Origin of the sequence: Leifsonia sp. EB41 (assembly GCF_041262565.1) — a bacterium.
Classification (GTDB): domain Bacteria; phylum Actinomycetota; class Actinomycetes; order Actinomycetales; family Microbacteriaceae; genus Leifsonia.
This window is the reverse complement of sequence record NZ_JBGCCJ010000001.1, coordinates 1,637,602-1,657,635: the sequence shown is the minus strand read 5'-3', so window position 1 is coordinate 1,657,635 and position 20,034 is coordinate 1,637,602. Positions and strand designations below refer to the sequence as shown.

Annotated in this window: 20 protein-coding genes; 12 read left to right on the top strand and 8 right to left on the bottom strand. The window is 69.6% G+C overall.

The features are described from left to right. The first annotated feature begins 16 nt into the window (after positions 1 to 16). A complete protein-coding gene (locus ABH923_RS08170; protein ID WP_370054853.1) occupies positions 17 to 1,354 on the top strand; it encodes an LCP family protein in 1,338 nt (445 codons plus the stop codon). On the opposite strand, the gene ABH923_RS08165 is transcribed toward ABH923_RS08170, so the two are convergent. Further along, positions 1,308 to 2,381 carry an acyltransferase family protein gene (locus ABH923_RS08165; RefSeq protein WP_370054852.1) on the bottom strand — a complete coding sequence of 358 codons (1,074 nt, stop codon included), beginning with the start codon at positions 2,379 to 2,381 and terminating at the stop codon, positions 1,308 to 1,310. The genes ABH923_RS08170 and ABH923_RS08165 overlap by 47 nt on opposite strands. Before the next feature lie 285 nt (positions 2,382 to 2,666). Between ABH923_RS08165 and ABH923_RS08160 the strand changes: the two genes are divergently transcribed. After that, on the top strand, positions 2,667 to 3,782 hold the full coding sequence (locus ABH923_RS08160) for a mannosyltransferase family protein (protein WP_370054851.1): 1,116 nt from the start codon (positions 2,667 to 2,669) through the stop codon (positions 3,780 to 3,782). A gap of 15 nt (positions 3,783 to 3,797) precedes the next feature. Here ABH923_RS08160 and ABH923_RS08155 read toward each other — a convergent pair whose 3' ends face one another. Next, the gene (locus tag ABH923_RS08155; RefSeq protein ID WP_370054850.1) at positions 3,798 to 4,388 is read right to left on the bottom strand and encodes a TetR/AcrR family transcriptional regulator; all 591 of its coding nucleotides are present in this window, start codon (positions 4,386 to 4,388) and stop codon (positions 3,798 to 3,800) included. An 89-nt stretch (positions 4,389 to 4,477) separates the two neighbouring features. On the opposite strand from ABH923_RS08155, the gene ABH923_RS08150 reads away from it, so the two are divergent. Both ABH923_RS08150 and ABH923_RS08145 read left to right on the top strand, forming a co-directional pair. Next, positions 4,478 to 6,058, top strand: a complete 1,581-nt coding sequence (locus ABH923_RS08150; protein ID WP_370054849.1) for a carbohydrate-binding protein — start codon at positions 4,478 to 4,480, stop codon at positions 6,056 to 6,058. A gap of 112 nt (positions 6,059 to 6,170) precedes the next feature. Beyond that, the gene (locus tag ABH923_RS08145) at positions 6,171 to 6,656 is read left to right on the top strand and encodes an MFS transporter (protein WP_370057320.1); all 486 of its coding nucleotides are present in this window, start codon (positions 6,171 to 6,173) and stop codon (positions 6,654 to 6,656) included. Here the strand turns inward: ABH923_RS08145 and ABH923_RS08140 are convergent. After that, positions 6,637 to 7,131 carry a hypothetical protein gene (locus ABH923_RS08140; RefSeq protein WP_370054847.1) on the bottom strand — a complete coding sequence of 165 codons (495 nt, stop codon included), beginning with the start codon at positions 7,129 to 7,131 and terminating at the stop codon, positions 6,637 to 6,639. The two genes, ABH923_RS08145 and ABH923_RS08140, sit on opposite strands and share 20 nt — an antisense overlap. Before the next feature lie 9 nt (positions 7,132 to 7,140). Between ABH923_RS08140 and ABH923_RS08135 the strand changes: the two genes are divergently transcribed. From ABH923_RS08135 to ABH923_RS08125, 3 genes are all read left to right on the top strand, one after another. Then, positions 7,141 to 7,431, top strand: coding sequence for a hypothetical protein (locus ABH923_RS08135; RefSeq protein WP_370054846.1), 291 nt, complete (start codon positions 7,141 to 7,143; stop codon positions 7,429 to 7,431). Between the two features lie 91 nt (positions 7,432 to 7,522). Beyond that, on the top strand, positions 7,523 to 9,871 hold the full coding sequence (locus ABH923_RS08130; protein ID WP_370054845.1) for a fibronectin type III domain-containing protein: 2,349 nt from the start codon (positions 7,523 to 7,525) through the stop codon (positions 9,869 to 9,871). 182 nt (positions 9,872 to 10,053) lie between these two features. Then, positions 10,054 to 10,407, top strand: coding sequence for a hypothetical protein (locus ABH923_RS08125; RefSeq protein ID WP_370054844.1), 354 nt, complete (start codon positions 10,054 to 10,056; stop codon positions 10,405 to 10,407). Here ABH923_RS08125 and ABH923_RS08120 read toward each other — a convergent pair. Beyond that, positions 10,356 to 10,547 (bottom strand): hypothetical protein, encoded by a 192-nt coding sequence (locus tag ABH923_RS08120; RefSeq protein WP_370054843.1) that lies wholly within the window; start codon positions 10,545 to 10,547, stop codon positions 10,356 to 10,358. The two genes, ABH923_RS08125 and ABH923_RS08120, sit on opposite strands and share 52 nt — an antisense overlap. Positions 10,548 to 10,677: 130 nt before the next feature. Here ABH923_RS08120 and ABH923_RS08115 point away from each other — a divergent pair, with 130 nt between their 5' ends. Beyond that, complete coding sequence (locus ABH923_RS08115; RefSeq protein ID WP_370054842.1) at positions 10,678 to 12,396, top strand: SulP family inorganic anion transporter; 1,719 nt, start codon at positions 10,678 to 10,680, stop codon at positions 12,394 to 12,396. Between the two features lie 20 nt (positions 12,397 to 12,416). Here ABH923_RS08115 and ABH923_RS08110 read toward each other — a convergent pair whose 3' ends face one another. Continuing rightward, complete coding sequence (locus ABH923_RS08110; RefSeq protein WP_370054841.1) at positions 12,417 to 13,580, bottom strand: S1C family serine protease; 1,164 nt, start codon at positions 13,578 to 13,580, stop codon at positions 12,417 to 12,419. A 275-nt stretch (positions 13,581 to 13,855) separates the two neighbouring features. Between ABH923_RS08110 and ABH923_RS08105 the strand changes: the two genes are divergently transcribed. After that, positions 13,856 to 14,146 carry an ATP-dependent DNA ligase gene (locus ABH923_RS08105; RefSeq protein ID WP_370054840.1) on the top strand — a complete coding sequence of 97 codons (291 nt, stop codon included), beginning with the start codon at positions 13,856 to 13,858 and terminating at the stop codon, positions 14,144 to 14,146. A 16-nt stretch (positions 14,147 to 14,162) separates the two neighbouring features. Here the strand turns inward: ABH923_RS08105 and ABH923_RS08100 are convergent, their stop codons facing one another. The 3 genes from ABH923_RS08100 to ABH923_RS08090 all read right to left on the bottom strand — a co-directional run bounded on the left by ABH923_RS08100 (position 14,163) and on the right by ABH923_RS08090 (position 16,033). Further along, positions 14,163 to 14,429: a hypothetical protein gene (locus ABH923_RS08100; RefSeq protein ID WP_370054839.1), complete on the bottom strand. Its 267-nt coding sequence runs from the start codon at positions 14,427 to 14,429 to the stop codon at positions 14,163 to 14,165. Positions 14,430 to 14,574: 145 nt separating this feature from the next. Next, positions 14,575 to 15,291 carry a GAF and ANTAR domain-containing protein gene (locus ABH923_RS08095; protein ID WP_370054837.1) on the bottom strand — a complete coding sequence of 239 codons (717 nt, stop codon included), beginning with the start codon at positions 15,289 to 15,291 and terminating at the stop codon, positions 14,575 to 14,577. Positions 15,292 to 15,313: 22 nt separating this feature from the next. Further along, the gene (locus tag ABH923_RS08090) at positions 15,314 to 16,033 is read right to left on the bottom strand and encodes a GAF and ANTAR domain-containing protein (RefSeq protein WP_370054836.1); all 720 of its coding nucleotides are present in this window, start codon (positions 16,031 to 16,033) and stop codon (positions 15,314 to 15,316) included. Positions 16,034 to 16,143: 110 nt separating this feature from the next. Here ABH923_RS08090 and ABH923_RS08085 point away from each other — a divergent pair, with 110 nt between their 5' ends. The 3 genes from ABH923_RS08085 to ABH923_RS08075 all read left to right on the top strand — a co-directional run bounded on the left by ABH923_RS08085 (position 16,144) and on the right by ABH923_RS08075 (position 20,003). Then, entirely contained in the window at positions 16,144 to 17,265 is a 1,122-nt protein-coding gene (locus ABH923_RS08085; RefSeq protein ID WP_370057319.1) for a fatty acid desaturase, read from the top strand. Positions 17,266 to 17,354: 89 nt separating this feature from the next. Then, the gene (locus ABH923_RS08080; RefSeq protein ID WP_370054835.1) at positions 17,355 to 18,752 is read left to right on the top strand and encodes a DUF1254 domain-containing protein; all 1,398 of its coding nucleotides are present in this window, start codon (positions 17,355 to 17,357) and stop codon (positions 18,750 to 18,752) included. A 3-nt stretch (positions 18,753 to 18,755) separates the two neighbouring features. Beyond that, positions 18,756 to 20,003 carry a DUF1254 domain-containing protein gene (locus ABH923_RS08075; protein ID WP_370054833.1) on the top strand — a complete coding sequence of 416 codons (1,248 nt, stop codon included), beginning with the start codon at positions 18,756 to 18,758 and terminating at the stop codon, positions 20,001 to 20,003. The last annotated feature ends 31 nt before the right edge of the window (positions 20,004 to 20,034 follow it).

The following is a 20,034-nucleotide window of genomic DNA, read 5'->3' as shown; positions in this document are numbered from 1 at the left end:
CCGCTAGCTTCTGGGTGTGCATCACGAACCGGGCCCGCGCGCCCATCCGACCGAGGGGCCGCTCCGCCGTCCTCGCCGGTCGCACGGCGTCGCGATCCGGCACGGCCGCCTGCCCCGGCGCAGGCCGCGGACCTTCATCGTGCGGTTCGTCGTCGCGCTGGTCACGGTCGCCATGGTGAGCACGGCGAGCGTGGCCGCCTACGCCGTGCTCGACACGGTGCGCTCGATCAAGCCCGGCATCCACCTGGTCACCGCGAAGGGCAAGTCGCTGACGGCGCAGAACGTCGCGACCGTCGGCGCCGAGAGCGGGGCGGTGAACATCCTCCTCGCCGGCACGGACACCCGCACCGGGCAGGGCGGCCAGTTCAGCACGCAGGACGAGCTCTCCGGCAGCTCGGGGGCGGGCAGCAACGACGTGACGATGGTGCTGCACGTCTCGTCCGATCACCAGCACGCCGAGGTGATCTCGATCCCGCGTGACCTGATGGTGCCCATCCCGGAGTGCCCCGGCCCGAACGGCGGCACCGTCCCCGCCACCGACCAGGCGATGTTCAACACGACGCTGTCCCGCGGCGGGCTCTCCTGCATCGTCCTCACCGCGGAGGCGCTGACCGGTCTGACGATCAGCGACGCCGCGCTGATCAGCTTCGACGGCGTGATCGCGATGTCCAACGCGGTCGGCGGTGTGACCGTGTGCCTCGCGACGCCGCTGGACGACCCCTACGTCGGCCTGAACCTCCCGGCCGGCACGCAGACCCTGGTGGGCGCCCAGGCGCTCGCCTTCGTCCGCAGCCGCCACGGAATCGGCGACGGCAGCGACCTGGGCCGGATCAGCAACCAGCAGCTGTTCCTGTCCGCGCTGCTGCGCAAGATGACGAGCGCGGGAGTCCTCAGCAATCCGCTCACGCTCTTCCAGCTCGCGCACGCCGCGGTGACCAACGTGCAGCTCTCGGACACGCTGACGCAGCCGACCACCCTGGTGTCGCTGGCGCTGACCCTCAAGACCGTCAGCCTCTCGAACATCGTCTTCCTGCAGTATCCGGCCGTCGCCGACCCGGACGACCCGAACCGCGTGGTGCCCGCCACCTACGCCGCGGGCGTGCTGAAGAGCGCGCTCCAGAACGACGCGCCCGTCACGCTCACCGGGAAGCTGGGGTCGGGCACGGTCGCGGCGCCCGGCGCGACGCCGGCTCCGACCGGCACGGCCGCTCCGACCCCGACCGCAGCGCCGACACCGGCCCCGACGGGCACGGCGGCCGTTCCGTCGCCCGCTCCGACCTCCACGGACGTCGCCCTGCCCTCCTCGGTCACCGGCCAGACGGCGGCGCAGCAGACGTGCACGAAGGGGAACTGACCGCCGGCTCCACCCCGGTCAGCCACGCGGACGCGCGGGTCGCCAGCGCCGCCAGCGCGACGGCCCAGGGGATCAGCAGGCAGAGCGCGAACAGCAGCGCGCTCGGCACCGGCGGGCCGTAGGTCTTCATCAGCCAGAGGACCAACGGGTGCGTCAGGACCACCATGAACCCGCCGTAGGCAAGCACGGTCACCGCACGGCCGACGCGCGGCGGAGCCTTCCGGAACAGCGCCTCGGCTGTGAGGATCAGCCCGAACGAGATGGCGACGGCGACCACCGTGCTGAGCACCGGGGTGCCGAAGTCGCCCTGCTTGATGTCGAGCGGGCGCGTCGTCCCCGTGACGACGAGGACGGCGGAGACCGCGAGCAGCGCCGCGCCCACCAGCGCCGGCCGCGCGATGCGGGGCCGGAGCGCCCGGGCGATGACACCGAGCGCCAGGAAGGCGACGCACGGCACCGCGGACCCCACCGACAGCGGCGTGTTCGCGAGCTGCGGTCCGGCCGTCACGCTCAGGAGCAGCCCGACACCCGCGACGGCCCACGTCACCGGACGCGGGAGCAGCCAGAGCATCCGCAGCAGGACCGCGGAGAAGAACAGCGCGGTCACGAACCAGAACGTCGTGAACGGCAGCGCGGAGTTCTCGCCATCGGCGAGGGGCCCGGCCAGCCGCTGCCAGGTGGTGTCCTCCAGCTGCAGGTCGAGGATGAGGAAGACCGTCCCGATCAGCACCAGCCAGGTGAGCATCGGCCGCAGCAGGGTCCGGAACCGCGTGAGGAGCTCGCGTCCGAGGGTGCGGTGCGGCGACCAGAAATATCCGGCGAGGACGAAGAACAGCGGGACGTGCCAGCTGTAGAGGAGGGTCCGCGTCGTCGGCGAGACGAGGGTGTGACCGGCGACGACTGCGACGATACCGAGGACGCGCACCAGGTCGACGGCGCCGGAGCGGGGCTTCGCGGCAGGCTCGGTCTCCGTCGCGGGAGCGGGCGCTGCCGTCGCCTCCGCGGTGCTCATCGTGGTGATGCTCATGTGCGGAACCCTCCCTCTCCTCCTGTCTCGCGGTCGGTCGTCCTTCGATCGAACGCGCGTCTTCCCCAGACTTCACTGAGAACCAGCGAATACAGCCGGTTCTCTGAGCGCTTTCGATGGTGAACGAACGGTGACTCCGGCCTCCGTGGGAGGTGGCTCCGGTTGGATGGACCTGTGGTGGAGATCGTGCCGGAGACGGCGAGTTGACGAGCGCGCGGACGTCCGAGCGCCCGCTCGCCCTCGGCGCCCGGGCTGGCCGCCCGGCTGCGGTCGAGAGCGGTGGTCGTGCCCGTCACGCTGTGGACGGTCGCGCACGCCGCGATCGTCGGCTGGGCGCTGGTGGTGCGCGCCGTCGTGCTCGTGGTCAGCGGCCACGCCGCCGCGATGTCGCCTGCCGCGCTCTTCTACCACTGGGACAGCGTCTACTTCGGGTCGATCGCCCTGCACGGCTACGTCGGACCGGGCACCGGTCCCACCTGGTCGGCGTTCTTCCCCGGCTACCCCGCGGCCGCCCGCGTCGCGCTCGCCGCGGTCGGGTTCCCGCATCCCGACCATCAGCAGGTGGTGATCGCCCTGGAGGCGGTCGCCGCGATCGCCTCGCTGGCGGCGTCGCTGCTGGTGTGGCGCCTGGCGCATCGTCACTACGGCGACCGGGTGGCGGTCGCCGCGACGGTCCTGTTCGTCCTCGGCCCGTACGCGGTGTTCCTGGTGGCCCCGTACTCGGAGGCGCTCTTCGTCGCCTTCGCCCTCGGCGCGTGGCTGTGCGCGGAGCGCGGCCGCTGGTGGGAGGCCGGCGCGCTCGCCGCGTGCGCGTCCGCCACCCGGATCGACGGCGTCTTCCTGATCGCCGGCCTCGCGGTGGCCGTCGCGGTCCGCCTCCACAGCCGCGGCGAGCCGTTCCTGATGAAGGCGTTCGGGACTGCCGCGATCGGCTCCGCCGGCATCCTCGGCTACTGGGCCGCGCTCTGGGCGTGGACGGGGAACCCGACCGCGTGGTTCACCGCGCAGCACACGGGCTGGCACCGCGCGCTCACCTGGCCGTGGATCACCCTGCGCGACACCGTCGAGTCGGTCTTCGTCCCGCCGTGGCCGCACGGCCTCCAGAACGCCCTCGACCTCGTCTTCGCCGCCCTCATCGTCACCGCGCTGGTCGTGTTCCTCCGTCGCCGCCAGTGGGCGGCGGCCACGTACGTCGGCCTGACGGCGCTCGCGATGATGACGAGCACCACCTACCTCTCGATCGCCCGCTCGACGGTCGTGCTGTTCCCCCTGACCCTCCTGGTCGCGACGACCGTCGGGGATGACCGGCGACGCTGGATCTTCCGCACCGTGCTCGCGGCGGGACTGGTCCTCCTCGCGCTCAACACGGCGCTGTTCGTGAACGCGGTGTGGGTGGACTGACGCCGCCGGTCGTGATCAGCCCCGATCGACGCGCGCCAGAAGCCCGTCGGCGAAGTCGCGCCACCGGCCGAGGAAGTCGATCGTCGGGTCTCGCAGCCAGTTGAGCTGGAGCCCGTCCATGAACGACAGGTAGTCCACGGCGAAGTCGTCGGCTATGCCGGGCGGGAGGGCGAGCGAACCGGCGATCAGCCGGCGGATCTGCTGGAGGCGGTCGCGGAAGTACTCGTGGGCGGGATGCTCCGGGTTCAGCGCTTCGGCGGACAGCACGGTGTAGAGCCGCACGATCTCGGGCTGCCGGAAGTTCCGTTCGACCAGGGCGTCGAGCACGGCACGGAGCCCGGCCGGATCGGAGGGGATCGCCGAGTCGGGTAGAGCGGCGGCGGCATCCAGCTCGTCGCGGTGGCGGAGCACCTCGACGAGCAGCTCCTTCTTCGAGGCGAAGTGGTGGAGCACGCCGGCGTGGGTCAGCCGGCTGGCTTTGGCCAGGCCGTCCATCGTGAACCCCTGGTAGCCGCTGTGCGCGATCTGGAGGGTGGCCTCCGCCAGCAGCTGGGCGCGCCGGTCCTGCTTGGTCAGTCGTATGCGACGGGGAGGGGCGGCGGTCATCGGTTCAGTTTCCCACGCGGTTTGCGCGAATAAGTTGCTTCGAACTACTATCCCACTACCTAGGGTAACTTAAGTAAGGGAAGAGCCCGATGTCGACGACGACCGAGTACTCGATCAATCCGTTCCTGCCGCCGGACGAGTACATCCCCGATGGGGAGCCGCGGGTCTTCGGCGACCGGGTCTACGTCTACGGGTCCCACGACCTCGCCGGGGTCGCGACCGGGATGTGCGCCGGGGACTACGTCTGCTACTCCGCGCCGCTCGACGACCTGTCGGACTGGCGCTACGAGCGGGTGGTGTACGAGCGCCGCCAGGATCCCTTCGCCCGGCGGATGACCGAGAAGGGCGACAGGCTCGGGCTGAAGTCGCACCTGTTCGCCCCCGATGTCATCGAGCTCGACGGCAGGTACTACCTCTACTACGGCGTCGCGCTCGAGCGGTCGGGCATCGCAGTGGCGGTCGCGGATTCGCCGATCGGCCCATTCGAGTACCTCGGCCGGGTCCGCTACCCCGAGGACGACAGGCCGGCAGGCTGGCGGGACGACGCGGACGGCATCGCGGACGGCGACCGGGCGTTCGCCGCCGGCCGGCCCGCGCTCGGCCCGCTCGGCATCCGGATGAAGGACTACCCCTACGATCCCGCCCTCCTGGTCCACGACGGCCGGCTCTTCCTCTACTACGGCCTCGGGTACTGCTACGTGGTCGAACTCGACAGACGCGACAAGCGCACGGTGATCAGGAACCCGGAGACCGGGAAGTACGCGACGCAGCTCTTCGCCGGGCGGCCGGGGAGCATCCTCGCAGCGATGCTGCTCGGGCGCGGGCCGAAGAGCCAGTTCGTCAACGGTCCCTCCATCCGCGAGATCGACGGCCGGTTCTGGCTCAGCTACTACGCCTCCGGCCGCGACGGGTTCAACGGGATGTGCCACGCTGTCGCATCGGACCCGCGCGGACCGTTCACCCCGGTCGGGCCGCTGGTGTCGCTCGGCAACACCGGCTACGACGGCCAGGGGCGTCCGACCGACCGGGTGGGCAACACCCACGGCGGGATGTTCGCCGTCGGGGACCAGTGGTTCCAGGTGTATCACCGGCACACCGCCGACGGACGCCAGGCCTGCGCCACCCCGCTCACCCGCCGCCCGGACGGGACGTTCGAGCACGCGGAGTACACGTCGCAGGGCTTCAGCACCGGACCGCTTCCCGCCTTCCGGCGCTGGCCCGCGTACATTGCGTGCCACCTGACCGACGCACGCGGGCGCGGGGCGACCCGGACGAAGGGCCCGAACGTCGCCGAGCGCGCCCGGATCGGCGGGCCGGACCGCAACGACCCGACGAACGAGGACATCGTCTCCGTCGTCACCGGGCTCACCGAGGGCGCCGTCGTCGGCTACAAGCACTTCGACTTCGGCGACCGGGCCGGCGCAACCGCGACAGCGACCATCGAGCTGAACACGGAGTCGGCGGGCACCGTGGAGGTGCGGCTCGACGACCCCGTCGCCGGGCCGGTCGTCGCCGTCATCCACGCGATGCCGACCGGGGGGCGGTGGTCGTCCTTCACCTCGAAGCTGGCCACGGTCGCCGGAACGCACGCCGTGTATCTGACCTTCCACCCCGACGGCGCCGCCCTCGGATCCCTCGCGACCCTCGAATTCGCGTCGACCGCTCACTGACGAGCGTCACCCGAAAGGAACCACAGCACATGACGATGACGTCCGACCACACCGCAGAAGTCCCGGACGGCGCGGAGGACCCGCGGCCGCCTGTCAAAGGCCTGCGGCGTACATCCTGACGGACTTCATCCATCTCGGCTCCAGCGGGGCGCTGGCCGCGATCCCGCTGTTCGGCGTCGCGAGCCTGGCCGGCATCCTGGTCTCGATCGTCGTCGCCGGCCCACTGTCCGACCGGATCGGGCGGCGCAAGCCGTTCATCTTCGCCGCGTCGGTCCTGGTCGGCGTCGCCCTGATCATCCCCATGGTCTCGCCGACTTTCGGCGGATGGCTGGCGTTCTCGGTGGTGTCCGGTCTCGGCTTCGGCGCCTTCCAGTCGGTCGACCAGGCGTTGATGAGCGAGGTGCTGCCCTCGGCCACGTCGTTCGGCAAGGATCTCGGGGTGGTCAACATCGCCGCGACCCTGCCGCAGACCATCGCTCCGGCGGTGGCTGGATTCATCATCCTGACCTTCGGCGGCTACCTCGCACTGTTCCCGATCGGCATCGCCCTGTCGGTCCTCGGAGCCTTCGCGGTCTGGTTCATCCGGTCGGTCCGGTAGGCGCCTGGTCGACGGGGCCGGCTCCGGTCCAACCGAGGGGAAAGCGAAGCTCGTCCATCTCGCACACGGCGTCGATCGGGTCGTCGGCGACCTCGGCGGCGATGCGATGCTCGCTGGACGAGCGACGCTCCTCCGCGACGGAGAGGGCGCGCGCGGCAAGCAGTTCGAGAGTCCGCACGTCCACCGCGTGCGATCGACCGAACGGCATCTCCACCGCTCCGACAGCGAGCACCCGTCGCGCGTGGCGGGGAGCATCGTCGACCACGGCGAACGTCTTGGTGCTGTCGGCGCCGTAGTGGGCGCGCAGGTACTGATCGTTCTGGGTCAGGAGCGCAGTGTGCTCAGCCCCGCTCGCGGCGATGGCCGCCGACATCTCTTCGGCCAGCCGGAGTCCTGCCTCGTCGTCGTCGTCCCTGAATGCCGCGGCATAGGAGACGAGCGCGGTGCGCCAAACGGTGTCCAGCACTTCAGGCACTTCGACATCGTGGCGAACGAGTTCGCGGTAGCCGTCGCACAGCCGCAGGCATCGTCTGAGGTGGTTTCCCGCGCGGGTGGCCGCGGCGAGATCGTCGGCGACGTGACCCGCCAGCTCGACGATGCGCTGACCCGCCGGAACGGTGGGGCGAGCGTACGTCTCGCCGTCGTCGACGATGAGATCGAACGAGGTGAAGAACGTTTCGGTGACACGATCCATGATCCCGGCCTTTCCGGCGCCCATGATCCTCGGGCCGCGGTGAGCCGGCAAGCGCGAGTGAGCCACGTCATCAAAACATGAATTTAACTCACCTAACCCATTGAGGCGGCAGACGAAGGGGTCTAGCGTCCGTGATCGAGGGCGGAGTCGCCCGTTGCGCGGAGGAGTTGTCGTGATCCGTTCTCGAGCCGTCTTGTGCCTGGCGATCGTCGGCGTCTCCGGCGCGGCATTGGTGGGCACCACATCCAGCGCCGCCGTCGGGGCGACGACCGCGCCGATCGTCTCTCTCAACACCGTCCAGCAGCGCGACCGCGACCGATTCCAGACGAACGTCTTCTCGGACGGGACGGCCGGAAGAATCATCCGGGCGTCCGTGGCGAACGGACTGGAGCTGACAGGGTCCAGCCTGTCCGGTGGGTCCGGGTACTCCTTCACGATCACTCCACCTCCCGGCGGTTCACTGCAGCCGGGGGATCAGCTCATCATGATGCTTCCGAACGGCACTCCCGATCCCTCGCAGACGACCGTGAACATGCAGTACAACGGCTTCGGCGCCGACGCGGAGCAGGGTGAGCTGAACATCCGCGACCTCGCGTGGGATGCCACCGGCCAGATCACCCGGTTCGACATCACCTTCACGCAGATTTCCGGGTTGGGACCGTACGGCTTCTCCGCCGAGATGCGGATGGGCGAGAACGAGGAGACCTCCGTCGACCTCGGCGCCAGGACCATGCGCTGGCTCGAGACTCCCCTCGGCTTCCCTGTGCAGACGGAGTCCGAATGGCTGCACAACGTGGGCTCGTCCAGCGTGGCGATCGGCGCCACCTCCGTCTCCGGTGACGCGTCGGCGGACTACCCGATTCGCACCGACACCTGCTCTGGGCACACCCTGGCCCCTGGCGCGATGTGCTCCATCGGCGTCGGCTTCTCGCCGACGAAGCCGGGACCCCGTGATGCGCTTCTGAACCTCCACGTGGGCGGTACCGTCCAGCAGGTCTCGCTCGCCGGCCAGGGATCGCTCGGCACCTCCAGCGTCACGACTTCCGGCTCCGACGAGTTGGACCTCGGGACCACGCACTCGCTCGTCGCCGGCTCCTCCTGGGCGATCGCGGCGCGTCCCGGGTACCACTGGCAGACCATGGCGCCGTCCGGAGACGACTCGACCAGGACGACCGTGGACATGTCCGACGAGGACGGGCGCGGACCGATGGCCCTCGGCGTTCACCCGACCGTGTACTACAGCGCCTCCGCCGGCACGGGAGCGTACGGGGAGACGACGGGCATCAACGGCTACACCTGCGGATGGAGCACGGGCAGCATGGATGTGAAGGCCTTCGCGGTCGACGCGTACGACTACCCGACGCTGGCGAACATCACGTACACCCAGACGTGCGGCGACGACACGAAACCCATGACGGGGGTGCTGCTCTGGCACTGGCGGAGCGACATCACCCCGCCGGCCGCGCCCACAGCCGTCGCCGTGAGCGGGTCGTCGCCGCGCACAGCGAGCTGGCGGCCCTCGGCATCGACCGACGTCGCGCGAACGATCGCACGGCTGGTCGAGGGCACCGGCGCCGCGGCGACGCCGGCTAGCGGCTACCCGCTCTCCGACGGGACGGCGACCTCCGCCACGCTTCCAGCGCTCCAGAACAACGAGCGATACTCCGTCGTCGTCTTCGCTGTCGACACGTCCGGCAACACGAGCCCGGCCGGGAGCGCGACGTTCACCGTCGGCACTCCGAGCGCACCGCTCGCGCTCGCCGGACCGCCCACCAACGTGAAGGCCGTCGCAGGCGACGGATCGGCGACGGTCTCCTTCACGCCGCCGGCCGACAATGGCGGCTCCGCGATCACGGGGTACCTCGTGCACTCCTGGGGCGGCCTGCAACAGGCCACAGGAACCAGCAGTCCCATCACCATCTCAGGGCTGCGAAACGGCAGCCCGAACAACTTCCTCGTCTACGCCATCACCGCGGTCGGCCGCGGGCAGTCGTCGTTCCTCAGCAACACCATCGTGCCCGGCCCCGTCGCGCCGCCGCCTCCTCCGCCCGCGCCGAAGCAGTTCCTTCCCGATCCGGGCTTCGAGTCGGGCGCCGGGGGATGGGTCGGCTTCGTCGCAGGCGCGGCCTCCCACGTCTCGTCCCCCGTCCGCACGGGAACGGGAGCGCTTCAGGTGACGACCACGAGCAGCACGCCGACGATGGCCGGGATCACCCAGAACACGGCCGTCCCGTCGAGCGTGGCGGGCACCACGTACTCGTTCTCCTGCTGGGTGCGACCGAGCAGCTCCGGCATGAACCTGCAGGCGCGGTTCCTGGAGTACACCCAGAACTTCAGCAGCGACATCCATCTCCCCGTCACGACGGCGACGGCGCTGCCGGTCGGCGTCTGGACGAAGCTGAGTGTCACCGGCACCGCCGTCAAGGGAGGCGAACGGATGGTCTCCCAGATCTATGCGACCGATCAGACCCACGCAGGGGCAATCGCCTATGACGACTGCTCGCTCACCGCGAGCGGGTAACCGCAGCGCCGTCACCGTGTGAGCCGGATCACGCGTCGGTGATCCTCTCGGCGCGGATTTCGCGGCTCGGTGTTTCCCCGGCGGGCGCGGTCCGTCTACTATGTGGCTGTTGTATTCACGGCCGAACGAGCCGGGACCCGGTCTGCCTCTGCTCGCTCGCCTTCGGCCGTGTGGGGTATGGGGTGATCGACATGGCGCTTGCGTTGGTGGAGCGGTTCGAGGTGGACGGCAGACGATACAGCCTCTATGAAGGCGAGCGCTGGCTGCTGTTCCGGGAGCACTCCGGCGGCGCGGTGTGCGTCGGTTCGATCATCAAGTCGGGGCTCGGCTTCATCGTGTCGGCGTGGGCCAAGCCGGGGCCCATGATCATCGTGCAGACGCTCGAGGCAGCGATCGAGCACTTGCTCATCACCGACGCGCCACCGATCGCGGACGATGAGGAGGACGTGGACGACAAGGTGGACGAGCTGGACGAGGAGGATCCTCACCCGGAACGATGGCGCCGGGCACTCCGGGCGCCTCGCGCGATGGCATAGGCGGCGTCAGGGCCGATGAGGCCCATGATCCTCCTGAAGACGCGGACCCCCGCCGCGATCAGGAGCACCGTCGCCGCCAGGAACACCCAGCCGATCCATCCGGTCCCCGGGGCCGCAGCGCTGGCCTGCGTGTCAGTCATGATGCCGACTTCTCTCTGACGACGTTGTGTCTTCTGAGCGGAATGATGCAGCCCGGACGCGCACTCGGCAACAGCGGATTTCTGCGGAGCCGCCTTGTCGGACCGGAGGAGTCTGCGGTAAGACGAGCCCATGCCCAGGACGCGCGGACTCCGTCGGGATCTGGTCCCGATCGTCGGCCAGCTCCGCTCCTATCGGCGCGCGTGGCTTCGCGGTGACGTGATCGCCGGGGTCACCGTCGCCGCCCTCATCGTCCCGAAGAACCTGGGGTACGCCGGCATCGCCGGCATCCCGTTGCAGAACGGCCTCTACGCGGCCGCTGCGGGCGCGATCCTCTACGCGGTCTTCGGGACGAGCCGGCAGATCTCGATGGGACCCAGCTCCGGACTCGCGGCGGTGGCGGCCAGCGCCGTGCTCGCGGCGGGCATCACCGGCGAGCAGGACGTCGCCTCGTTCGTCGCCGGCATCACCCTCGCCTCCGGCATCCTGTTCCTCCTGCTCGCCGTCTTCCGGCTGGGCTGGATCGCCCAGTTCCTCTCGCGGGCCGTGGTCACCGGCTTCCTCTTCGGCGCGGCGATCGACGTCGTGATCGGGGAGCTCCCGAAGCTCACCGGAACCGAGACCAGCGGAGCCAACCCGATCCAGGAGCTGCGGTCGTGGTTCGGGACGCTGAACGACGTGCACGGGACGACGGTGCTCGTCGGCGTCATCTCCCTCGTCGTCGTCTTCGGACTCCGCGCGATAGCACCGAGGGTTCCCGGCGCACTGGTGCTCGTGGTCGGCGGTCTGCTGGCCTCGGCGCTGTTCGGCCTCGGAGCGAAGGGTGTTGCGCTGGTCGGGGATGTTCCGCGCGGGTTGCCGCTCCCGCAGCTCCCCAACGGTCAGCAGTTGTGGGACCATGCGGGCACCGTCGCCCTGGCCGCCGTGGCGCTGGTCATGATCGGCTTCTCCCAGACCGCCGGCGACGCGCGCACGTTCGCGGCCAAGCATCGCTATCCGATCGACATCAACCAGGAGTCGGTCGCCCAGTCCGCGGCGAACATCGGCGCCGGCCTGTTCCAGGGGATGCCCGTGTCGACCAGCCTGTCGGCGAGCTCGCTCAACGATCGCTCGGGGGCGAGGACCGGGCTCGCCTCGCTCACCTCGGGCATCACGGTGCTGCTGACGCTGCTGGTCCTCGCGCCGCTGTTCTCCATCCTCCCCAAGGCGGTCCTCGGAGCCCTGATCATCGAAGCCGTCGTCAGCGGGATGATGGACGTCCCGGAGATGCGGCGGCTGTTCCGGGTGAAGAAGGTGGACTTCTGGATCGCCGTCGTCGCACTCCTCGCCACCCTGGTCTTCGGCGTGCTCGCCGGCGTGATCATCGGCATCGGTCTCTCCCTCGCGTGGCTGGTCTCCGTGGCCACCCACCCGGAGATGCCGGCCCTCGGCCGCGAACGCGGCACTCAGGTCTTCCGAGAGCTCGACACGAACCCGGGTGACGAGCTCGTGCCCGGCGTGGCCGTCGTGCGGTTCGACGGCGGCCTGTTCTTCGCCACCGCCGATGCGCTCGAGGACCATCTGCGCAGCGTCATCCAGGCCGACCCGGGGCTGACCGGGATCGTCCTCGACTGCGGCGGCATCAACTTCATCGACGCGCAGGGCGCTGCCACGCTGGCGGACGTCGTGACCCTGGCCAGGGACGCCGGCGTCCGCCTCCGCCTCACCCGGCTGAAGCCGAGCCCGCGGGCCGTGCTCGAGCGCGAAGGAGTGATCGGACTCATCGGGGTCGACCACATCCACGGCAACATCCACCGGGCCGTCGAAGCGGAGCGGCACGACGCCGAAGGCCGACGCGACGGCAACGCCTGAATCGCCGCCGCCGCCAGGCCTCATCCGGGCGGCATCTCCAGCGTCACCGTCGTCTTCGCCGTCTGTCCGTCGCGTACGTACGTGACGTCCACCGTCTGCCCGGCCTGCGTGGTCATCACGGTCTGGATCAGGACATCCGTGTCCGTCGCGGGCTTGCCGCCGATCTCGGTGATGACGTCGCCCTCCTGGAGGCCGGCCTGCGCCGCGGGGCCGCCGCTGACGACCGAGGCCACGTACAGGCCCTCGGCGACCTTCAGCTTGGAGGCGGCTGCGGGCGGGACGGGCACCACCGAGATCCCGAAGTAGGGGTAGGTGACGCTCCCGGTCTTGATGATCTGGTCCACGATGCTGTGCGCGAAGTCGGACGGGATCGCGAAGCCGATGCCGACGCTGCCGCCGCCGGACTGGCCCGCGGAGTTCGGGACCGTCGCGATGGCCGAGTTGATGCCGATCAGGTCGCCCGAGCAGTCCACGAGCGCGCCCCCCGAGTTGCCGGGGTTGATCGAGGCGTCGGTCTGGATGGAGTTGGCGAGGATCGCGGTCTGGCCGTCGTCGCCGGGCACCGGCACGGTCCGGCCCAGCGCGCTGACGATGCCCGAGGTGACCGTACCGGACAGGCCGAGCGGAGCGCCGAGCGCCACGACCGGCTGACCGACGACCACGTTCGCCGAATTGCCCCACGGCACGGTCGGCAGCGACGACGACGCCGTCACCTTCAGCACCGCGAGGTCCGAGCGGGGGTCACGGCCGACCAGCTCGGCCGCAGCGTTCGCCCCGCCGGAGGTCGTCACGGAGATCTTCCCGCCGCCCACGGCACCGGAGATCACATGGTTGTTGGTGACGATGTAGCCGTCCGGGGTGATGATCTCGCCGGTGCCCGTACCACCTCCCGCCGAGCCGACCGCGGAGACCGTGACGATCGCCGGCAGCACCTCGTTCGAGACGGTGATGGCGTCGCACGCGCTCACCTGCTGGCTCGTCGCTGCACCGGTCGAGGTGGAGGAGGCCGTCTGCGTCGCGGAGGAGCGTCCGACTCCCCAGCCGAGCAGGGCGCCGACGATCAGCGCGACCACCACGGCGATCACGGCCCCGATCCAGCCACGCCGTCTCCGCCGCGTCGGCGACGGTGCCTGAGTCTGCGGCACGGACGCCCCTTCGGCGCGCGCCGGTTCGTTCTCGGTCATGACCCACCCCCAGGTCGCCAGAGCCCCTCGCCCTGCGACAGGTGTCGGTCTACCACCCGCTCCCACAGGGCGGCAACGGGGTCGCGCCCAGAGCCGTGGCGCGCGGCGCGCGCCCGCAGTATTCTCGTTCTTGACCCTGGACCCGGTCACCGAACGCTCGAGGCAGAGACCTCCCGCACACCATCCGGTTGAACGTGAGGACAGGGATCATGGGATTTCTTCACTACGGATAATCCGATTTCACGATCAGCATCGAGGATCGAACGCTGGCGCATGTGAAAGTCGTGATTCTGACGCTGCTGCGGAACGGGCAGAGCGTCGCCTTCACCTTCGCCCACCCGATGAGCGACGGGTCGGGTCGGGAGACGATCTGGATCACTCCCACGAGCGAGCTGCGGTTCCAGTTCCTCGGGAGTCGCGCGCCGCGGCTCAACGGGGCGTGGATAGAGGAGATGCTGCGGGTGGCGAGGAGCCAGTCCGGGCTGCATGTGACGGAGGAGCCCAGCGAGGAGGGTCTCGAGCCCGTGCAGCCGGTAGCTCCCGCGCTGCAGCCTGTCGAGAGCTGAGTCCCGCGGCTCGCCGTCAGATCCCCTCGTCGAAGTCGATGAACGCGTAATCCTCGGTGGCGCCGGTGTTTGCGGCCTCATCGTCGTCCGGACCGGGAAGTCTCTCGATCGTCACCGGGGTGAACGCCGTCACCAGGATGCTCTCCGGCTCGGGGAGGTGGGTGCCGAGGGGAAGGAAGTCACCGCCGCGACGGACAGCGTCGAGGACCGCCTCCTTGAATCCTTGGAGGTCGTCGTCCGCGATGGCGAATCGTCGGTTGTGGATGTGCACGAGGTACGTCACAGCGGCCCTGCCTCCGCTCGCGCGGTCACGAGGGGTGATCGCACTCGCGACGGTACGCGCAGAGAGCGATGTCCGCACCCGGTCGACCACAATCCGCCGAAATACGCGCCGACTCAGCGCCGCTGCATTTCAGCGCCTTTGCGTCTCAGCGCTTTTGGGCGTCGCGGATGACCTGCTCCGCGACGACCGAGAGCCGGGTGCCCGAGTTGCGGGCCCGCGAGCGCATCTGCTCGAACGCCTCCGCGAAGTCGATCCCCTCGAGTTGCGAGAGCACGCCTTTGGCCTGCTCGATCAGCACGCGACTGTCCAGCGCGTGCTGAAGCTGCTCGCGGGCGATATCGGACTGGCGGAGCGCCCGCTCCTGGAGGATGCCGATGGTGGCGACATCGGCCAGCGCTTGTGCGGCGGCGGCGTCGTCGGGGGAGAGCGGGCCGGCCTGGTCCCGGAACAGGTTCAGCGACCCGATGGTCTCGTTGCGCAGCCGGAGCGGGATGGCGTGCATGGACTGATAGCCCACGCCGGAGGCTTCGGTGGCGAAGTGCGGCCACCGGGCGTAGGAGGCGGCGATGTCGTCCACGGTCACCAGCCGACCGGTCTGGTACGCGTCGACGCAGGGGCCTTCGTCGGCTTGGAGCTGGAGCAGGCTGATGAGCTGGCTCCGTTCGCTCGTCGACGCGACCACCTGAAGCGTCCCGGTCGGGTCCGGGAGGAGGATCCCGGCGTCGGTCGCATCGAGGATCAGGGCGCAGCGCTCGACCAGGGTGTGGAGGAGTTCGACCACGTCGTAGCCGATCACCAGTGTGTCCGCCAGTTCGACGAACGTCTGGAGAAGCTGTCGTTCTCTGCCCGAAGTGCTCGCCATTCTCCCAATTTACAACCGTGGGTCAGAGCTGGAAGGAAATCCTTCGATCGATGATCTGCGCGGCGATCTCGCGCACCGGGAGGCCCTCGGCGAAGGCGCGAGCGCGGATGAGCAGGAGGGCGTCGGCGGGGCTGACCTTCGCCTGCGCGACGACCATGCCGGTGGCCTGATGGACTTCGCGGCGGGAGTAGGGGCTCTCGGTGAAGGTACCGCCGTCCTCGCCAGGTCGACGTTCCATGGCCTGATTGAGGACCTGCATGGCCGCGATCCCGGCCAGTGTCTCGGCGTGGCCGATGTCGGCGGGGGTGAGCGGTTCCGGGGTCTCCAAGTACAGGTCGACCGCGCCGATCCCGAGCGCGCCGACGATGAGCGGGAAGGCGAACACCGAATGGATCCCGGACGCGGCGATCGCGCTGGACAGGCTCGGCCACGCAGAACTCGACGCGCGCTCCACGGTAATGAGGACCGGGGAGCGCGTGCTCAGCGCCTGCCAGCACGGGCCTTCGCCCAGGTCGATCTGGAGCTCGTCGAGGCGGGCCGCGAGAGCGTCGGTCGCGCACACGGTCTCGACATCGAACGGGTCCTGCAGCGTGGAGATCGCAGCGCGCGCGACGGGCAGCGACTCCAGGAAGGGCTGGCACAGCGTCGGCGATGCAGATCGGTTGAAAACCATGTCTAACCAGCCCTTTCGCCTGCGCATGCCCGGTTTCGCGATGCGGCCTGGGTCCAGGACTGCGTTCACTCACACAGTACATCCTCAGCGGAACCCACTGTGGCGTTCATGCTGCTCGCGCGTACGCTGAAAGTACGTCGTCCTGGACCTTGACGTCATGAGCGTGAGTGGGCGTGACGATGTCCGAGGTCTCCCGAATTCGACCGGCCGCACAGAGCCGACCGAAAGCCCTGCCGGCCGCCAACGAGTACACAGCACTGGCGGCAGTGATCCGGGAGTCCGGCCTGCTCCGGCGGCGCTACGGCTACTACTGGACGAAGATCGCCCTCGTCCCGGTGCTCACCGGCGCGCTGGTGCTCGGCTTCGTCCTGGTCGGCGACAGCTGGTGGCAGCTGTTCACCGCGGTGCTCTTCGCGTTCCTGTTCACGCAGATCGCCTTCCTCGGCCACGACAGCGCGCACCGCCAGATATTCCGCTCCGGCCGCTGGAACGACTGGGTGAGCCTGGTCGTCGGCGACCTGTTCGTCGGGATGAGCTACGGCTGGTGGCAGCACAAGCACACGCGTCATCACGCCAACCCGAACCAGGTGGGCGCCGACCCGGACATCGAGCTCCCCGTGATCGCGGTCACCCCCGGGCAGGTGGCGACCCGTCCGGCCCCGCTGCGCTGGCTCCTCGGCCACCAGGGCTGGTTCTTCTTCCCGATCCTGCTGCTGGAGGGGCTGTCGCTGCACGCCTCCAGCGTGCGACGGGTCTTCCAACGGGAGCCGGTCAAACACCGTCCGGTGGAGATCGCGTTCCTCACCATCCGGATCGTCGGCTACCTGGCCCTGGTGCTGTGGGTCCTCTCTCCCGACAAGGCGGCCGTCTTCCTGGCCATCCAGCTCGGTCTGTTCGGCTTCTACATGGGGATGTCGTTCGCCCCGAACCACAAGGGGATGCCGCTGGTGCCCCACGACGCCCGGCTCGACTTCCTGCGCAGGCAGGTGCTGATGAGCCGCAACATCCGCGGCAACCGGATGCTGGACTTCATGATGGGCGGCCTCAACTACCAGATCGAGCACCACCTGTTCCCGTCGATGCCGCGCCCGCACCTGAGACGTGCCGCGCCCACGATCCGCGCATATTGCATCGAGCACGACGTCCCGTACACGGAGACCGGCCTGCTGGCCTCCTACGCGATCGTGACCCGGCATATCAACAGCGTCGGCCTCGGGGACAAGGACCCGTTCAGCTGTCCGCTGCTGGAGCTGCGGCAGACGCCCGCGGCGACGGTGACGGAGCTCCCGCGGTCCGGGTGACCGTCACGCCGGGTTTTCCGGTGCGCCCACGCGGAGTGGCAGGGTGGGTGACGCCGGGGGGGTGCGGCTCCCCATCGAGGGGAGGGCTCATGGAGTTTCAGAATCCTGCTGCGGTCGCCGCCGCCGACATCCCGGGCGTCCCGGCGAGGACCATCGTCACGCCGGTGTTCGCGAAAGCGCTGGCCCGCGACGTCTATGTGTGGGGCTGGCCGATCGTCAACGCGTTCCATCGACGGGCGTCGTTCGCCGTCGCCCCGGAGCCCGGGCTGATCGGCGGCGTGCTGCCGGCCGCCCCGACCGGGTACGTCTGCATGCTGACGGCCTACATCGACCCCGCGCAGCGGTGGGTGGCGCACCCCAACCAGGACGTGCTCTACGGGTTCGGCTTCGCCGCCACCGACGACGACCCCGTGGTGCTGCAGGTGCCCGACTTCGGCGACCGGTTCTGGGTCTACTCGCTCTACGACGCCCGCACCGACGAGTTCTCCCGGCTCGGCCGGCAATACGGCACGCAACCGGGCGATTACCTGGTGGTCGGCCCGCACTGGGACGGCGACATCCCGGACGGCATCAGCGGAGTGCTGCGGGCGCCGACCGAGCTCGTGGGGATGGGTCCCCGGCTCTTCGTGGACGACACCGACGACGACCGCGCCGCCGTCCAGGAGCTCCTCAGCGGCGTCGTCGTCTACCCGCTGAGCGCGTACATCGGCGGGACGCGGTCGAAGGATTGGACGGCCGTTCCGCACTTCCCGTCCGACCGGCCCACCACCGAGGAGACGCGCTGGGTGGATCCGGAGACGTTCTTCGACGAGCTCCCGGACATCCTGGCGAAGGTGCCGCCGTTGCCCGGGGAGGAGTCCCGCTACGCGATGATGCACGCGCTCTTCGCCGCGGCGGCCGCCGACCCGGAGGTCGCCGCCGCGATCCGGCAGGCCGCGATCGAGACGGACGCGGAGGTGATCGCGGCGCTGTTCGACTTCGCCACGAACGGCCCGCGCGACGACCGCGGCTGGAACTCGCCGCCGAACGTGGCGAGGTGGGGCTTCGACTATCTCACCCGGGCGGCGACCGCGAAGTCCAACATGTACGTCAACCAGCCGGAGGAGACCCGCTACTTCTTCGTCGAGGTCGACAGCGACGGGAACCGGCTGCACGGCTCGAACCGCTACACGATCACCTTCCCGGCCGGCGGTGTGCCGCCGGTCGACGGATTCTGGTCCCTGACCATGTACAACCCGCAGCACTTCTTCGAGCCCAACGACCTCGGCCGCTACTCCCTCGGCACCAAGACGCCGAACCTCCACTACGGAGACGACGGGTCGCTCACGCTCACCATCCAGCACGAGCCTCCCGCCGCCGAACTCCAGTCGAACTGGCTCCCGGCTCCGGAGGGCGAGTTCGAGCTGACCATCCGCACCTACTGGCCGAAGCCGGAGGTGCTGTCGGGTGAATGGCGGCCGCCGGTCGTCGTCAAGGGTGAGGAGTGACGAATGGCGATCTCGGATGAGCTGGCCCGGGATGCGTACCTGTACGCGTACTCGATGGACAAGGCGTACGGGTTCCTCTTCGAGACGACGATCGAGCCCGGTGTGCGCCTGAACGAGTTCCAGAAGCTGCGCGACCTCGCCGACGACACGTACACGGCGCATCCGACGATCAACAACGACACCCTGCACCTGCAAGGCTGGTTCGACGTCGCCGCCGAGCCGGTCGTGGTGACGGTGCCCGACGTGGATGGCGACCGGTACTGGATCCTGCACACCATGGACATGGGCCATTACACGACCGCGATGATCGGCTCCCGCACCCGCGGCGCGAAGGGCGGGACGTTCCTGTTCGCTGCGCGCGACTGGGCCGGGGACGTGCCGGAGGGGATCGACGAGGTCATCCGCTCCGACTCGAACCTGATCAAGGTGATGGGCCGGATCATGACCACGGGAGGCGACGACCTGGAGGCCGCCCGCGCGCTCCAGGATCAGTGGGAGCTCCGGACACTGTCCGAGTCTCGCGGAGCTCCGGCTCCCGATCCCGTCGTGCGCGACTTCCCCGACCCCGCGACGAGCACGTGGCTCCATCGGGTGAATTTCCTCTTGGCGGACGGTTCCATGGCCGACGCGGACGCAGCCTGGCTCGACGGCCTGGCGGAGGCGGGCGTCGAGCCCGGCCGGACCGACTTCACCGAGGACCAGCTCGAGGCGGCGGCTCGCGGTGAACGGCTGGCAACCGAGCACCTGAATGAGTTGGCTCCCACGGTCACGAGCTCCAAGGGCGCCCTCGGCACTCGGGACGAGCTCCAGAACGCGCCCCGCGACGTGTTCGACATCGGAACCATGCTGGGCCAGTGGGGCCTCCCGCCGGTCGAGTCGGTCTACGTCAAGGTCGAGACCGGCTCCGACGGCCGCCCGATCAACGGCTCCGGAGGCCGCGAGTACCGGGCGCGCTTCACCGCTCCCGACGTGTCCGAGTTCTGGTCGTTCACCGTCTACGGCGACGACGACCGGCTGATGGCGCACAACAGCATCAACCGCCACAGCCGCGGCGACCGCACCCTCACGCCCGACGACGACGGGACCTACTCGCTCCTCCTCAGCGCGGACGTCGACGCGCACGCCGCCGACGCGCACTTCCTGCCCATCCCCGAGAAGGACTCCTACGTGATCCTGCGCCTCTACGGGCCGAGCGCAGCCATCCAGAACGGCGACTACACACCGCCGGTCTTCGAGGCCGTCGACCGCTGACACCGGGCGCCAGGCCGACGGAGCGCCGAGC